Source organism: Amycolatopsis sp. NPDC104775 (assembly GCF_055583325.1).
In genome coordinates, this window is sequence record NZ_JBVJOE010000022.1 from 1 (window position 1) to 14,739 (window position 14,739).

Here is a 14,739-nt window from a genome sequence, read left to right on the forward strand (position 1 = left end):
GGGGTGCTTGTCAAGGCATCTTTCCCGCCTTGACAAGCACCCCCGCGCCGTCGTCACAATCAGCTTCGGGGTGCCCCCACACGCCACCCGGGCGCAATGTCGCCGCCAGGCGACGAGCCCCCAACCAAAACACCGCCCCCAGGCCAAAGCCCAGAGGCGGCGTCCGAAAAGGATCAGGGAGCCAACCGCTCCACATGCCACCCGTCGTGAGTCCGGTGAAAACGAAGCCGATCGTGCATCCGATCCTCACGCCCCTGCCAGAACTCGACAAAGTCCGGCCGAATCCGCCACCCACCCCAATGCGGCGGAGCCGGGATCTGCTCGACATCACCGAACCGGCGTTCAATATTCCGCAGGGCGTTGTCCAACGCCCGCCGCCCCTCGACCACCCGCGACTGCGGCGACGCCCACGCCCCGAGCTGCGACCCGCGCGGGCGCTGGGCCCAGTAGGCGGCCGTCTCGTCCGCGCTGACCTTCTCGACCTCACCGCGGATCGTGACCTGGCGGTGCAGCGGGTACCAGGGGAAAGTGGCCGACGCGTAGCGCGTGGCCGTGAGGTCGTGGCTCTTCGCCGACGTGTAGTTCGTGTAGAAAACGACCCCGCGGTCGTCGAAGCCCTTGCACAGCACTGTCCGCGAAGACGGCCTGCCGTCGGCGTCAGCGGTCGCGAGCACCATCGCGTTGGGTTCCGCGAGCGCTTCGGACACTGCCTGGCTCAGCCAGTTTTCCAGCTGCTCATGCCAAGTGGCCGCGAGCGCCGACTCGTCAAACGGCGCGCTGTCGTAAGCCACCCGCATGCCGGGCAGCCGCACGACCGCCTCGTCGATCTCCGGTGTCATCCGGCCCAACCTCCGTTACCCCTGGTGAGGGTGTCGAATCACGGCTATCCAGCGACGGTATTGGGTCGCCGGTCCCGGCGAAACCCACCGAACGGTGACTCCTGCCACGCCTGGCCCGCCATCGGGACGTAACCGCAGGACGCCGAGTTGTAACGCGTCGTTCACGAGCTGGTCCCTGATCGATACAGGCCGCACCTACCTTTCGACCTGCTCCGCACCCGTCCCCAGTCACGGAGGCAGGCCAGATGACCGAAACTCTGTCCGAACGCGACGGCACGCGAAAGCCACAACGCACCTACGCCCCGCTCGCCGCGAACGAGAACCGCGAGGACTACTCGCTGCGCTTCGCCGCGCAATCGTTCCGGCGCTGGTCGCCGTTCGTCGTCGCGACGACCGCGCTGGGCGGGATCGCCTACCTCGCCGACTTCGCCATCGGCGCCAGCATCGTGCTGTCCTACGGCTTCACCTCAGGAGTCCTCGCCATCCTGGCCGCCGCGGTGGTGATCTTCGTAACCGGGATACCGATCGCGCGCGCCTGCGCGACCTACGGCGTGGACATGGACCTGCTCACCCGCGGCGCTGGATTCGGCTACTTCGGGTCCACTCTCACCTCGCTCGTCTATGCCAGTTTCACCGTGATCTTCTTCTCCCTCGAAGGCTCGATCATGGGTCAGGCGTTCCAGCTGGCGCTCGGCATTCCGCTGCCGATCGGCTACTTGCTGGCGACGCTGATCGTGCTGCCGTTCGCGCTCTACGGGATGGGCGCGGTCGCGAAGATGCAGACCTGGACGCAGCCGCTCTGGATTGCCGGACTGGTCCTGCCGTTCGTCGTCGTGCTCGTGCGGGAACCCGGACGATTCGCCGATTTCGCCACGTTCGGCGGCATCGAGGGCGCGGGCTCCGGATTCTCCGCGGTCGGCTTCGGTTTCGGGATGGGCATCGCGCTGTCGCTGATCGGGCAGATCGGCGAGCAGGCCGACTACCTGCGTTTCATGCCCGCGAAGACAGCCGAGAACAAGCGCTCGTGGTGGGCCGCGGTGCTCGCCGCCGGACCCGGCTGGGTCGTCCTCGGCGCGGCGAAGCAGATCGGCGGCGCGCTGCTGGCCTTCCTCGCGCTCGGCGCGGTGGGCAAGACCGCCGCACTGGAGCCGATCGCGCCCTATCTCGAGGCAGTGCGGCCCGCGCTCGGACCGGCCGCGCTCACCTTCGCCGCGTTGTTCGTGGTGGTTTCGCAGATCAAGATCAACACGACGAACGCGTACTCCGGCTCGCTGTCCTTCGCGAACTTCTTCTCCCGCGTAGTGCACCGCCACCCGGGCCGAACCTGGTACGTGCTGGTCAACTGCGGGATCGCGCTCGCGCTGATGGAATTCGGCGCGTTCGGGTTCCTGAACAAGATCCTCGGCTTCTATTCGAACGTCGCGATCGCCTGGATCGGCGCGGTGTGCGCGGACCTCGTGATCGCGAAACCGCTCGGGCTTTCCCCGCGCTACATCGAATTCAAACGGGCTTACCTGCACAAGATCAACCCGGTCGGCTTCGGTGCCATGGTGCTCGCTTCCGCGGTGTCCATCGCGGCGTACTTCGGCGCGTTCGGCGAATATCTGGCGGCTTTCAGCCCACTACTGGCGCTGGTGATCGCCGTTGTGCTGGTGCCGGTGCTCGCGGTGGCCACCCGCGGCCGGTACTACCTGGTGCGGCCCAACCTCGTTTCCGGCCCCGAGGTCGACCAGGACCGCACCGCCACGCACAACTGCTCGGTCTGCGGCGACGCCTACGAACTGCCGGACATCGCCGACTGCGCCAACCAGGGCGGCGCGATCTGCTCGCTGTGCTGCACGCTCGACAGCAGCTGCCACGACATGTGCCGTACAGCCGGCCCGGTCTCACTGCCCGAGCCGACCTTCCGCACCGCCGGATAACCCGCGCCTCGACGCTGTCACCACGTCCGGGGCCAGCGCGGTGGTCAGCATCCCACCGGCAGCCAGCGGCGTCCGCGACCACCACGGTCCGGACGCCGCAGGACCGTCCGGGCCGCCAAACTCGATCTCGGTCACCAGTACTCGCTGTCCGGCCAGTACCGCGAGGCTCGCGTCCAGGGCAGCGGCACCGACTGTCTGCGTCTGCCGGAGTGCCGGGACGCCGCCGCGTGTCACGTGCACTGTGGACGACAGCCGGCCTGGCCGTTCGCCTTCCCGGCCGAGCACGAGGACTTCCCGGGTGTGGAACCGGGCGTCGGCGGCCAGGTCGGCGCGCAGCACGGCGACGTGGTCGGCGCGAGCGGTGACGACGGTCGGCTCCGGCAGATACTCGAACGAGCCGCCGTCCTCGACGACGACCTCCACAGTGGACAGGCTGGGCACCTCGCGCAGACCGGGCAGCGCGAGGGTCGCCGCGACGCCGGACAGTTTCAGCTCCGCACCGGCCTCGACCCGGATCTCGAGGCGCAGCTCATCACCGCCGAGCGGGGCGGTGGCCGAGTTGACCAGGTGCACCATCGCGCCGGGACCGCGCAGGCGACGCGGGACGAGCGTGAGCGGTGCCATGGATTTCAGCTCTCGCAGCACCGTCCGTCCGTCGTCGGCGAGGGCCGCGACCAGGCGGGCGTGCGCCTTCACCCCTGCCGGACCGGCACCAGCGAGCGCACCCAGTCCGCCACGGCCGGTGCGTCCGGAGTGTCCACTAGGGACTGGGTGAACACCGGCAGCTCGCCTCGCATGTGGTGGGCGTCCGAGGTCATCACGGTCAGGTCGGCCCCGACCAGCGGAGCGAGGTCGGTTTTGTTGATCACCAGCAGGTCGGCCGTCGTCACGCCGGGGCCGCCCTTGCGCGGCACCTTGTCCCCGCCCGCGACGTCGACCACGAAGATCTGGCTGTCGGCCAGTCCGCGGCTGAACACCGCGGTCAGGTTGTCGCCGCCGCTTTCCACGATGACCAGTTCCAGGCCGGGGAACTTCTCCTCCAGCCGTTCCACCGCGTCGAGATTCGCGGTGATGTCGTCGCGGATCGCGGTGTGCGGACAGGCTCCGGTCTGCACCGCCTCGATCCGTTCCGGGTCGAGGACGCCCGCCCTGCGCAGGAAGTCGGCGTCCTCGGTCGTGTAGATGTCGTTGGTGACCACGGCCAGGTTCAGTTCGTCGCCCAGCGCGCGGCACAACGCCGCGGTGAGCGCGGTTTTGCCGCTGCCGACCGGGCCGCCGATGCCGATCCGGTACGCCCGCCCGGCGGTCGGCGCCGCGTCGTAGTGATCCGGTTCGGCGGCGGTCGGGTCGAAGTTGACGGCGTGGAAGTGCCCGTGACCGTGTTCAGCTGGCAAAGAGACGCACCTCTTCCTGGTGATGCCGAGCGTGTTCCTCGGCGAACAGATCCAGCGCCGGCGACGCTGGGGCGGGTAACTCGGCCGGATCGGCACCGGCGGTTTCGGCGGCCTGGCCGCTCACTTCACGCAGTGGTCCGGCAAGCCGTGCGACCACCGCGTTCACGGCGAACGGGTCCAGCCCGAGCAGCCGTACCGCTGCGCTCGCCGGACCGCTCACGGCGAGATAAGCCACCGCCATGGCCGCGTCGAACGGACTGCCGCCGCTGATGCCGACGAGCGCGCCGCTGATGATCGGATGGTGTGGACGCGGGGTTTCGGCGAGCAGCTGGGACAGCACGGAGGACGGCCACGCCGCACGTCCGGCTCGCGCGGTCCCCCGGCCTTGCGCCCGCGACGCTTCCCGTTGCGCGAGCGACGGCGTGCGAGCGTCAAGTTCTTGATCCAACCGTCGCCAATGGACACTCTCGACAGCTCGGGCCGCGGCGTGTGCTGAGGCGGCGGCGAATACCGCGGCGAGAAGACCTGCGGTATGCAACCGTCCAAAGAGGAATCCCGGCAAGTCTCGTTCAGACCGGACGAGACCGCGTGCAGCCACCTCTTCAAAGCCGCCGGAATGCACGTGTCCGCCGCCCGGGAACCGGGAGTCGGCGAGGATGAGCGCGACCGGATCCATCAGAACAGGAAATACCGTTGTGTCATGGGCAATTCAGCCACCGGATGCGGTTCGATCAGTTCTCCGTCCACGCGCACCGCGAAACTGTCCGGATCCACTCGCACCTGCGGGGTCGCGTCGTTCAGCACCATGTCCGCTTTTGTCCGGCGGCGAGTGTTGGCGACCGGGACCAGCGGCCGGGCGATACGAAACTGCTCGGACAAACCGGAGTCCAGTGCTTCCGGAGCCACGAAATGCAGACTGGACGCGGCCGCCACCGCGGGCGCGGCCCCGAACATCGGCCGCGCGAGCACCGGTTGCGGCGTGGGGATCGAAGCGTTCGCGTCCCCCATCGCCGCCCACGCCGGGAACCCGCCCTTCAACACCACATGCGGGCGCACGCCGAAGAACTTCGGCTCCCACAGCACAAGATCGGCGAGTTTGCCAACCTCCACCGAGCCGATCTCCCCGTCCATCCCGTGCGCGATCGCCGGGTTGATCGTGTACTTCGCGACGTAGCGACGGGCGCGTAAATTGTCCGCCGCACCGTCTCCGGGAAGCGCGCCACGGCGGCCTTTCATCACGTGCGCGGTCTGCCAGGTCCGGATGATGACCTCGCCGATCCGGCCCATCGCCTGCGAATCGGAACTCATCATCGAAATCGCGCCTAGATCGTGCAGCACGTCCTCGGCGGCGATCGTGCTCGGCCGGATCCGGCTTTCCGCGAAGGCGAGATCCTCGGGCACCGACGGGTTGAGGTGGTGGCAGACCATCAGCATGTCGAGGTGCTCGTCGAGAGTGTTGACGGTGTGCGGCCGGGTCGGATTCGTGGACGAGGGAAGGAAATTCGCCATCCCGGACACCTCGATGATGTCCGGCGCGTGCCCGCCGCCCGCGCCCTCGGTGTGGTAGGCGTTGATCGACCGACCGCCGATCGCCTCCACAGTGGACTCCAGGAAACCGGCTTCGTTGAGCGTGTCCGTGTGGATCGCGACCTGCACGCCGGATTCGTCCGCGACGGTGAGGCAAGCGTCGATCGCGGCCGGGGTCGAGCCCCAGTCCTCGTGCAGTTTGAACCCGCCCGCCCCGGCGGCCAACTGCTCCCGCAACGCCTCGTGCCGGACAGTGTTGCCCTTGCCCAGCAGCAGCACGTTCACCGGCTGACCGTCCATTGCGGACAGCATCCGGCCGAGGTTCCAGGCTCCGGGAGTCACCGTGGTCGCCTTGGTGCCCTCGTTCGGACCGGTGCCGCCGCCGACCAAAGTGGTCAGCCCGGCCGCGAGCGCCGTGTCGACGAGCTGGGGGCAGACGAAATGCACGTGACAGTCGATACCGCCCGCGGTGAGGATTTTCCCGTTTCCCGCCAGCACTTCCGTGGACGGCCCGATCACCAGCGCCGGGTCGACACCGTCCATAGTGTCCGGATTGCCCGCCTTGCCGATCCCGACGATACGCCCGTCCCGGACGCCGACGTCGGCTTTCACCACTCCCCAGTGGTCGAGAATCACCGCACCGGTGATCACCAGATCCGGTGCTCCTTCGGCGCGAGTGGCCATGCCCTGGCCCATCGACTCGCGGATCACCTTCCCGCCGCCGAAAAGCACCTCGTCCCCGCTGCCGCCCGGCCCGATCGACCGGTCCTCGGTCACCTCGATCAGCAGATCGGTGTCCGCGAGCCGGATCCGGTCCCCGGCGGTCGGGCCGAACAGTTCCGCGTAACGGGCGCGGTCGATCTCCGGCATCAGAACTCCCCGGCGTATTCGGCACGCAGCCCCGGCACCCGCCGAGCGCCGCTGAACGGAACCAGGTCGACCTCGCGGTCGATCCCCGGCTCGAACCGCACCGAGGTCCCGGCGGGCACGTCGAGCCGGTGCCCGCGGGCCGCTTCGCGGTCGAACTCCAGCCCGGGATTGACCGCGGCGAAGTGATAGTGCGAACCGACCTGCACCGGCCGGTCGCCGAGGTTGCGCACGCGCAGCCGGATCCGGGCGCGCCCCGGATTCAGCGGCACCGGCTCGTCGCCGGGAATGATCTCGCCTGGCCGCACGATTCCTCCTCAAGCAATCGGTTCGTGCACGGTGACGAGCTTCGTGCCGTCCGGAAAAGTCGCTTCCACCTGCACGGAATCCACCATTTCCGGCACCCCGTCGAGCACCTGCGCCCGCGTGAGAACACCGCGCCCGCCCGCGGCGAGCTCGGTGACCGTCCGGCCGTCGCGGGCGCCTTCCAGTACGTAGTCGGTGATCAGCGCGACGGCTTCGGGGTGATTGAGCCGAAGACCTCGTTCAAGCCGTTTGCGCGCAACGTCCGCCGCGACGTGGACCAGCAGTTTGTCGCGTTCCTGCGGGCTCAAGTGCATGGCCAAGGTCTACCACCGGAGACCGCGCTCCGCCTGATTCGGCAACGCAGTGTTTACGTAGCGCGTACAGCACCGGTTCGGCGAACTCGAAAGGAATTCGGACAAGCCGGAAACACCTCGGCGAGAATTCCGCACGCGCCTCTCCGTCGCCCGCCACTCCCGGAGCACGCCCGGCGTCCGCGCCCCTTACTCACCGTGACTCCCGCCCGCTCTCGGCAAACCGGGATTCACCTGGAGTCCACCGGGGTACCAGACTGCGGCCACCTCGCCGGAACGGGAGAAAGTGGCGTAGCGGGTCCACCTGGGCTGAATCGTTCTCGTAATCGTGACCGAAACCACCACATCTTCCGTTGCCTGAGCCGGGCAAAGGGAGCATGGTTTGTCCCACCGTGCGATGAGGCGCGCAAGGAGCCAGCGTGTATCCCGTCCGCGCGTGCACAACACAGCCGGGGAATGCGCATCGAAAGGGTTCGCGAAGAGTGACTACCTCCACGATCAGCAAGACCAACGAAGCCGACGACGGGTTCCGGCCTGGCCTTGAAGGCGTCGTCGCGTTTCGGACCGAAATCGCCGAACCAGACCGGGACGGCGGTGCGCTGCGCTACCGCGGCGTGGACATCGAGGATCTCGCCGGGAAGGTGACCTTCGGCGACGTATGGGGGCTCCTGGTCGACGGCCGGTTCGGGACCGGGCTTCCGCCCGCCGAGCCGTTCCCGCTTCCGGTGCACACCGGCGACGTCCGGGTGGACGTCCAGGCCGCGCTCGCCATGCTCGCCCCGATCTGGGGTTACCGGCCGCTGCTCGACATCACCGATGAGGACGCGCGCGACCAGCTCGCCCGCGCTTCGGTGATGGCGCTGTCCTACGTCGCGCAGTCCGCGCGCGGCATCGGCCAGCCCGCGGTGCCGCAGTCCCGGGTGGACGAGGCCAAGTCGATCACCGAGCGGTTCATGATCCGCTGGCGCGGCGAGCCGGACCCGGCGCACGTCAAGGCGGTCGACGCGTACTGGGTTTCCGCCGCCGAGCACGGCCTCAACGCCTCCACCTTCACCGCGCGCGTCATCGCCTCCACCGGGGCGGACGTCGCGGCGGCGCTGTCCGGCGCGATCGGCGCGATGTCCGGCCCGCTGCACGGCGGCGCTCCGGCGCGCGTGCTGCCGATGATCGAGGAGGTCGAGCGCACGGGTGACGCCCGCGCGCTGGTCAAGGGCATCCTCGACCGCAAGGAGCGGCTGATGGGCTTCGGCCACCGCGTGTACCGCGCGGAGGACCCGCGCGCCCGCGTGCTGCGCCGCACCTGCAAGGAACTCGGCGCGGAACGCTACGAGGTGGCCGCCGCGCTGGAGCAGGCCGCGCTGGCCGAGCTGCGCGAACGCCGTCCGGACCACCCGATCGAAACGAACGTCGAGTTCTGGGCCGCGGTGATCCTGGACTTCGCGAAGGTGCCGCCGCACATGATGCCGGCGATGTTCTCCTCCGCGCGCACCGCCGGCTGGGCGGCGCACATCCTGGAGCAGAAGCAGACCGGCCGCCTGGTCCGTCCGTCGGCGAAGTACGTCGGCCCCGGCCCGCGCACGCCGTCCGAGGTCGAAGGCTGGGACAGCGTCACCCAGATCTGACCCAAGTCCGTGAAGGCCTCCTTGAGTTCAAGGGGGCCTTCACGGCTTTTTGGCCAGATGCGCGTCGGTGGCGGCGAGCATCGCGGTGAGCTGGTCGACCAGCCAGCCGTCCAGCGTTTCCCGCGCGACGGTGCCTTCTTGAAGCCACGACAGCAAAGCGCCCTCGACCACCGCGGTCCAGCAGCGCAAGGTCAGCAGCACCAACGGCGACGGTTCCGGAATCGCCAGCGCTTCCAGGATCAGCTCGACGGCACGGTTGCGGACCTCGTCGATCGCCGCGTCCGTCTCCGAAGTGGCGATCACCGAACCACTGCGCAGCAACGCGACATAGCCCTCGCGGTAATGCGCGGCGACATCGACCAGACCACGCACCGCCGCGCGCAGCCGTTCTTCCGGCGGGCCTTCTTCCAGCGTCGCGAGCCGATCGACCAAACCGTCGGTGACCGTGCGCAACGCCTGCATTTGCAGTTCCCGCAGGCTGGGGAAATACCGGTAGAACAACGGTCGCGACACTTCAGCGCGGGCCACGATGTCGTCCACCGTGACCAATTCCGGGGCGCGGGTGCCGAACAGGTCCAGCGCCGCCGCGATCAGGTCGTCCCGCCGGGCCTGCGCGGTCATCCGGCGAGGACGGCTCACGGCGTGACGTCCAGTTTCGCCGCGGCACGCAGCAAGCCGGGCGTCAGTCGCGAAAGGACCAGCGCCACCTTGGCTTCCGGAGTGGACGGCTGGATCGCGACGTTCTTCTCCACGGCGCGCAGAATGTCGCGTGCCACGCGTTCCGGGCCGAAATTGCGCCGGGCGTAGAGCTTCGACGATTCTTTCTGCCGTCGCTTCTCCTCGACCTCGTCGACGCCGACGAACCTGGTGTTCTTGGTGATGTTGGTGTTCACCAATCCCGGGCACACCGCCGTGACCCCGATTCCCTCGGCTGCCAGCTCCGCGCGCAAGCCATTGCTCAGCGCGAGCACAGCAGCCTTCGTGGTGCCGTAAGCGGTGAGAATCTTCGACGGCAGATACGCCGCGGCGGAAGCGAGATTCACGATCTGCCCGCCCTCGGCGCGTTCCTTCATCATCGGCGCGAACGCGCGGCACCCGTGGATCACGCCCCACAGGTTGACGTCCACGACCTTCTCCCAGTCCTCGATCGTCGTGTCGAGGAACGGACCGGACATGCCGATCCCGGCGTTGTTCACCACGATGTCCGGCACGCCGAACTCGTCCCGCACCTGCTCGGCGAACCGGGCGACCGCCGCGCCGTCCGAAGAGTCCACTGTGTACTCACCAGCGTCGACCCCGCGTTCCCGCACCAGTTTCGCGGTTTCCGCGGCCGAATCGCCGTTGATGTCGCTGACCACCACGTCCGCGCCCTCGGCCGCGAACGCCAGCGCGGTCTCCCGGCCGATCCCGCTGCCCGCACCGGTCACGACCACCAGGTGGTGCGCGAAGCGACCGCCGCCGCCACCGACCCGCGCACGGCGCAATCCCCGCGTTTCCTCGCCAGTTTCCACCGATGCGATCAGCTCAGCCGCAGCGGTCGCGACCACCGCGGGCTTCGTCCGAGTGATCCAGTGCGATCCGATCACGCGCCGGACGTGCAGGTCCGGCACCCAGCGCTCGACCTCGGTCTGCAGCGGCGCGGTGACATACGAATCACCAGTCGGCGCGAGCACTTGCACCGGGATTTCCGCCGGGCGCGGACGCGGCCGGGACAACCGCGGCCCCATGTTCGCCCGGTACAGCTTCAAGCCATGCACCCCGTCCGACGTCTTGGGAGACGATTCGGCGGGCTCCAGCTTCCGGATCATCGCGCGCATGATTCCGCTGCGCCACAACAGTTCCGGAATCAACGGAACCTGGAACGCGACGATGTAATACGAATGCAGGAACTGCCGCAACGCGTGTCCGAGTCGACGCGGCGTCGGCCGGGTCAGCTGCGCCCGGAACCACGCACCGGCGTGGTCAAGGCTAGGCCCGGAAAGCGAGGTGTACGAAGCGATCCGGTCGCGCAGCCGGTCACCGGTCACCGCGTGCCACGCCTGGATCGAGCCCCAGTCGTGCGCCACGAGGTGGACCTTCCCGAACGGCTGCACCTCGTCGACCACCGCGGCGAGGTCGTCGGCGAGCTGATCCAGCCGGTACGCCCGGAGCGCTCGCGGTTTGTCGGATTCGCCCGCGCCGCGCACGTCGTAGACGACCACGCGGTGTTCGCGGCGCAGCTCCTCGGCGACGCCGTCCCACATCGAGCTGTTGTCCGGATATCCGTGCACGAGCACGACCGTGGGCCCGTCCGGGTTGCCGCTCACCCGGACCGAAAGGCGGACTCCGTCGCTGGCAGTCACCTGCTTGTGAGACATCTTGTCATGTTAGACAACTTGTCAACAGCGAACGCCGTGGTTCCACGGGAAACCAGCGTGTCCACCGTTCGATGGACAGCCGGATTCCACTGCCCGGACGTCCCGCGCACCGCTCTCCGCGGCGCACGCTGGACCCATGAGCACAGCAGTGCGAGTGCGCGGACTGCGCAAGGAGTACCCGGGCCACCTCGCCGTGGCCGGGATCGATCTCGATATCACCGACGGCGAGGTGTTCGCCCTGCTCGGGCCCAATGGCGCGGGCAAAACGACCACCGTCGAGATCCTGGAGGGGCACCGGCAGCGGACGGCGGGGGAAGCCGCTGTCCTCGGCGAGGACCCGGGTACCGCGGGACGCGCGTGGCGCGCTCGCCTCGGCATCGTGTTGCAGACGGCCACCGACGCGGCGGAATTGACCGTCGCGGAAACCGTGCGGCACTTCGCGAAGTACTACCCGAACCCGCGGGATCCGGAAGAGGTGATCGATCAGGTCGGCCTCACCGCGAAGGCGGGCTCACGGGTGAAATCGCTGTCCGGCGGGCAACGCCGCCGGGTGGACGTCGCGCTCGGCATCATCGGCCGTCCGGAACTGCTCTTCCTGGACGAGCCCACCACCGGATTCGACCCGGAGGCGCGGCGGCAGTTCTGGACGCTCATCGACGGGCTCGCCCACGAGGGCACCACGATCCTGCTGACCACGCATTACCTCGACGAGGTCGAGGCGCTGGCCGACCGGCTGGCGGTGATCGCGCGCGGATCGGTCGTCGCGGAGGGGACGCCGGCGACCCTCGCCGGGCGCGAACGCGCCGAAGCGGTCGTGCGCTGGCAGGACGAACGCGGCAGCCACGAGGAACGCACCCAGTTTCCGACGAAACTCGTCTCGCAACTCGCTGGCGCACAAGGAGAGCTCGCTGGCCTCACCGTCACGCGCCCCAGCCTGGAAGACGTCTATCTCGACCTGATCGGGGAGAAACCGTGACCACCACCATGGCCGTGCCGGGCACGTACCGCCTCGGCCTCGCCCGCGGCGCACTCGAACTGCGGCAGTTCTTCCGCAACCGCGAGCAGGTGGTGTTCACCTTCTCGCTGCCCGCGGTGCTGATGATCCTGCTCGGCTCCATCCTCGACGGCCCGACCGGCCAGAGCGGGGTTTCGTCCGGTCAGCTGCTCGCCGCCGGGATGATCGGCGCGGGCATCGTGTCGACGTCCTTCAACAGCGTTGGCATCGGCATCGCCGCGGACCGGGAAATCGGGGCGCTTAAACGATTGCGCGGCACACCGATGCCCGCGGCGGCCTATTTCGTCGGCAAAATGGTGATGGTCGCGGTGACCAGCGTGGCGCAGACCGTCCTGATGGCCGCGGTGGCGATGCTGATGTTCCACCTCGAACTGCCGTCCGACCCGGCGAAATGGCTGACGCTGGTGTGGGTACTGCTGCTCGGGATCGTGTCCTCGACGCTGCTGGGCATCGCGATCAGCTCGGTCGCCCGTTCCGCGGCCGGGACCGTGGCGCTGGTGCAGCTGGTGTACTTGGTGCTGCAGTTCATCTCCGGGGTGTTCGTCACGCCGATCACGCATCTGCCGAGGATCATGGTCGAGGTCGCGTCGTTCTTCCCGCTGAAATGGATCTGCCAGGGCTTCCGCTCGGTGTTTCTTCCGCCGGAGGCCGCGACCCAGGAAATGGCGGGGACATGGGAGCTTCCGAAGGTGGCGCTGGTGCTGGCGGTGTGGTGCGTGGTGGGCCTGGTGCTCGCGAGGGTGACGTTCCGGTGGACGAACGAAGCGAAGTGAACCAGGCCGACGTCTGGGAGCGGTCGTACTGGTCCTGGGAGGTGCTGTTCGCGGTCGCCTACGCGGCGACCGCGGTCCTGGTGATGCTCAACGACGGTTCGACAACCGCGAAGGTCGTGGCCGAAGCCGCGCTGGGTGCGATCGCGATCGGGTACCTGGCCGTAGGACGGCGCGTCGTGCACGGCGAGGACAACGAGACCGTCCGCGTCGTCGCGGCGACGGCGCTGATCGCGTTGAGCGCCACCGCCATCCTCGCGACGACCGCGGCGAGCTTCGTGCTGTTTCTCGCCTGCCCGCTGGTGTTCATGCTGCTGGAGCTGCGCCCCGGGATCGTCGCGACGACGCTGTTGATCCTGCTCGAACCCGTCTCCGCGGTAGTGAACGGCGGCTGGGACAACCAGTTGCTGTCGGTGCTGCTGCCGATGACCGCGATCCTCATCGTCTTCAGCGTGCTGGCCGGGAAGTTCACCAGCGACGTCCTGCGGCAGAGCCGCGCCCGCGCCGAGCTGATCCGCGAGCTGGAATCCAGCCAGGCCGAGGTCGCCCGGCTGTCCCGGGAAGCGGGCACCGCGGCCGAGCGCGAACGGCTGGCCAGGGAAATCCACGACACGCTCGCCCAGGGGTTCACCAGCATCATCACGCTGACCCAGGCGATCGAGTCCGAACTGGACACTGACCTGTCCACAGTGCGCAGGCATCTCGCGCTCGCCGGTCGCACCGCACGCGAGAATCTCGCCGAGGCCCGCGCGATGGTCGCCGCGCTCGCTCCGTCCGATTTGGCCACTGGCTCGTTGCCGGAAGCCGTGCGGCGGCAAGCAGATCGGCTCGCGGAGGAGACTGGCGTACCGGTTGAGTGCGAAGTGGACGATGCACTGCCGCCACTGTCCACCGCGGTCGAAGTGGTGCTGCTGCGCGCGGCGCAGGAAGCGCTGTCGAACGTGCGCAAGCATGCCGGCGCGACTCTCGTCCGCGTGCGGCTGTCCGCTGTGGACGGAGCGATACGGTTGCGCGTAACGGACAACGGGTGCGGCTTCACCCCGGACGCCGACGGAACCGGCTTCGGGTTGCGCGGCATGCGTTCGCGGGCCGAGCAGGTAGGCGGAAGCCTGGAAGTGCGCACCGGCACGAACGGCGGCACCGAACTGGAACTGGAGGTGCCCGCGTGATCACGATCATGCTGGTCGACGACCATCCCGTGGTGCGCGAAGGACTGCGCGGCATGCTCGAAGCCGAGGACGACCTCACGGTGGTCGGCGAAGCCGGTTCCGGCGACGAAGCCGTGGCGCTCGACCGCGTGAAACAGCCCGACGTCGTCCTGATGGACCTGCGCATGCCGGGCCTCGACGGCGTCGGCGCGATCCACGCGATCCTCAAGGAGACCCCGTCCCGCCGGATCGTCGTGCTCACCACCTACGAAACCGACGCGGACATCCTGCGCGCGGTCGAGGCGGGCGCGTCGGGCTATCTGCTGAAAGACGCCTCGCGCACCGAATTGGCCGGGGCGATCCGCGCCGCGCACCGCGGCGAGACTGTGCTGGCACCGTCGGTCGCGGGCAAGCTCGTGCACCGGATGCGGAACCCGGAACCGGTGTCGCCGCTGTCGGCGCGCGAGGTAGAGGTGCTGCGGCTGGTCGCGAAGGGCCGCACCAACGCCGAAATCGGCCGCGAGCTGCACATCGGCGAGGCGACGGTAAAGACGCACCTGCTGCGAGTGTTTTCGAAACTCGGCGTTTCCGACCGCACCGCGGCGGTGACGACGGCGCTGGACCGGCAACTGCTCGGCTGAACCGCCCGGGCAGAATGACG

The 14,739-nt window shown here is 68.7% G+C and carries 15 protein-coding genes; 6 read left to right on the forward strand and 9 right to left on the reverse strand.

All coding sequences use genetic code 11. From position 1 onward, the window contains the following. Positions 1-173: 173 nt before the first annotated feature. Positions 174-839 carry a pyridoxamine 5'-phosphate oxidase gene (pdxH, locus tag ACZ63D_RS42275; RefSeq protein ID WP_465359957.1) on the reverse strand — a complete coding sequence of 222 codons (666 nt, stop codon included), beginning with the start codon at positions 837-839 and terminating at the stop codon, positions 174-176. Between the two features lie 245 nt (positions 840-1,084). Here pdxH and ACZ63D_RS42280 point away from each other — a divergent pair, with 245 nt between their 5' ends. Then, the gene (locus tag ACZ63D_RS42280; RefSeq protein WP_465359958.1) at positions 1,085-2,761 is read left to right on the forward strand and encodes a purine-cytosine permease family protein; all 1,677 of its coding nucleotides are present in this window, start codon (positions 1,085-1,087) and stop codon (positions 2,759-2,761) included. Here ACZ63D_RS42280 and ACZ63D_RS42285 read toward each other — a convergent pair. Genes ACZ63D_RS42285 through ACZ63D_RS42310 form a run of 6 tightly spaced genes read right to left on the reverse strand, consistent with a single transcriptional unit; the run spans position 2,726 to position 7,169 of the window. Beyond that, positions 2,726-3,457 (reverse strand): urease accessory protein UreD, encoded by a 732-nt coding sequence (locus ACZ63D_RS42285; protein ID WP_465359959.1) that lies wholly within the window; start codon positions 3,455-3,457, stop codon positions 2,726-2,728. The two genes, ACZ63D_RS42280 and ACZ63D_RS42285, sit on opposite strands and share 36 nt — an antisense overlap. Beyond that, positions 3,454-4,155, reverse strand: a complete 702-nt coding sequence (gene ureG, locus ACZ63D_RS42290; RefSeq protein ID WP_465359960.1) for an urease accessory protein UreG — start codon at positions 4,153-4,155, stop codon at positions 3,454-3,456. Before ureG ends, ACZ63D_RS42285 begins: the two co-directional genes overlap by 4 nt. Continuing rightward, complete coding sequence (locus ACZ63D_RS42295) at positions 4,145-4,831, reverse strand: urease accessory protein UreF (RefSeq protein ID WP_465359961.1); 687 nt, start codon at positions 4,829-4,831, stop codon at positions 4,145-4,147. Before ACZ63D_RS42295 ends, ureG begins: the two co-directional genes overlap by 11 nt. After that, positions 4,831-6,552: an urease subunit alpha gene (locus tag ACZ63D_RS42300; protein WP_465359962.1), complete on the reverse strand. Its 1,722-nt coding sequence runs from the start codon at positions 6,550-6,552 to the stop codon at positions 4,831-4,833. Before ACZ63D_RS42300 ends, ACZ63D_RS42295 begins: the two co-directional genes overlap by 1 nt. Beyond that, on the reverse strand, positions 6,552-6,857 hold the full coding sequence (locus ACZ63D_RS42305) for an urease subunit beta (protein ID WP_465359963.1): 306 nt from the start codon (positions 6,855-6,857) through the stop codon (positions 6,552-6,554). Before ACZ63D_RS42305 ends, ACZ63D_RS42300 begins: the two co-directional genes overlap by 1 nt. 9 nt (positions 6,858-6,866) lie before the next feature. Then, a complete protein-coding gene (locus ACZ63D_RS42310; RefSeq protein WP_465359964.1) occupies positions 6,867-7,169 on the reverse strand; it encodes an urease subunit gamma in 303 nt (100 codons plus the stop codon). Positions 7,170-7,648: 479 nt separating this feature from the next. Here ACZ63D_RS42310 and ACZ63D_RS42315 point away from each other — a divergent pair, with 479 nt between their 5' ends. Next, entirely contained in the window at positions 7,649-8,788 is a 1,140-nt protein-coding gene (locus tag ACZ63D_RS42315) for a citrate synthase 2 (RefSeq protein WP_465359965.1), read from the forward strand. A gap of 39 nt (positions 8,789-8,827) precedes the next feature. Here ACZ63D_RS42315 and ACZ63D_RS42320 read toward each other — a convergent pair whose 3' ends face one another. Together ACZ63D_RS42320 and ACZ63D_RS42325 are read right to left on the reverse strand one after the other, a co-directional pair. Next, the gene (locus ACZ63D_RS42320) at positions 8,828-9,409 is read right to left on the reverse strand and encodes a TetR/AcrR family transcriptional regulator (RefSeq protein ID WP_465359966.1); all 582 of its coding nucleotides are present in this window, start codon (positions 9,407-9,409) and stop codon (positions 8,828-8,830) included. Positions 9,410-9,423: 14 nt separating this feature from the next. Next, positions 9,424-11,130 (reverse strand): SDR family oxidoreductase, encoded by a 1,707-nt coding sequence (locus ACZ63D_RS42325; RefSeq protein ID WP_465360000.1) that lies wholly within the window; start codon positions 11,128-11,130, stop codon positions 9,424-9,426. Positions 11,131-11,281: 151 nt separating this feature from the next. Between ACZ63D_RS42325 and ACZ63D_RS42330 the strand changes: the two genes are divergently transcribed. The 4 genes from ACZ63D_RS42330 to ACZ63D_RS42345 are packed head-to-tail and all read left to right on the forward strand — an operon-like array spanning position 11,282 to position 14,719. Next, positions 11,282-12,121: an ABC transporter ATP-binding protein gene (locus ACZ63D_RS42330; protein WP_465359967.1), complete on the forward strand. Its 840-nt coding sequence runs from the start codon at positions 11,282-11,284 to the stop codon at positions 12,119-12,121. Then, positions 12,118-12,933, forward strand: coding sequence for an ABC transporter permease (locus tag ACZ63D_RS42335; RefSeq protein WP_465359968.1), 816 nt, complete (start codon positions 12,118-12,120; stop codon positions 12,931-12,933). The genes ACZ63D_RS42330 and ACZ63D_RS42335 overlap by 4 nt, the downstream gene beginning before the upstream one ends. Continuing rightward, positions 12,912-14,099, forward strand: coding sequence for a sensor histidine kinase (locus ACZ63D_RS42340; RefSeq protein ID WP_465359969.1), 1,188 nt, complete (start codon positions 12,912-12,914; stop codon positions 14,097-14,099). The genes ACZ63D_RS42335 and ACZ63D_RS42340 overlap by 22 nt, the downstream gene beginning before the upstream one ends. After that, on the forward strand, positions 14,096-14,719 hold the full coding sequence (locus ACZ63D_RS42345) for a response regulator (protein WP_465359970.1): 624 nt from the start codon (positions 14,096-14,098) through the stop codon (positions 14,717-14,719). The genes ACZ63D_RS42340 and ACZ63D_RS42345 overlap by 4 nt, the downstream gene beginning before the upstream one ends. Positions 14,720-14,739: the final 20 nt, after the last annotated feature.

Coding starts and splice junctions, on each gene's coding strand:
- pdxH (WP_465359957.1), bottom strand. CDS start 839: ATGACACCGGAGATCGACGAGGCGGTCGTGCGGCTGCCCGGCATGCGG.
- ACZ63D_RS42280 (WP_465359958.1), top strand. CDS start 1,085: ATGACCGAAACTCTGTCCGAACGCGACGGCACGCGAAAGCCACAACGC.
- ACZ63D_RS42295 (WP_465359961.1), bottom strand. CDS start 4,831: ATGGATCCGGTCGCGCTCATCCTCGCCGACTCCCGGTTCCCGGGCGGC.
- ACZ63D_RS42300 (WP_465359962.1), bottom strand. CDS start 6,552: ATGCCGGAGATCGACCGCGCCCGTTACGCGGAACTGTTCGGCCCGACC.
- ACZ63D_RS42310 (WP_465359964.1), bottom strand. CDS start 7,169: ATGCACTTGAGCCCGCAGGAACGCGACAAACTGCTGGTCCACGTCGCG.
- ACZ63D_RS42320 (WP_465359966.1), bottom strand. CDS start 9,409: ATGACCGCGCAGGCCCGGCGGGACGACCTGATCGCGGCGGCGCTGGAC.
- ACZ63D_RS42330 (WP_465359967.1), top strand. CDS start 11,282: ATGAGCACAGCAGTGCGAGTGCGCGGACTGCGCAAGGAGTACCCGGGC.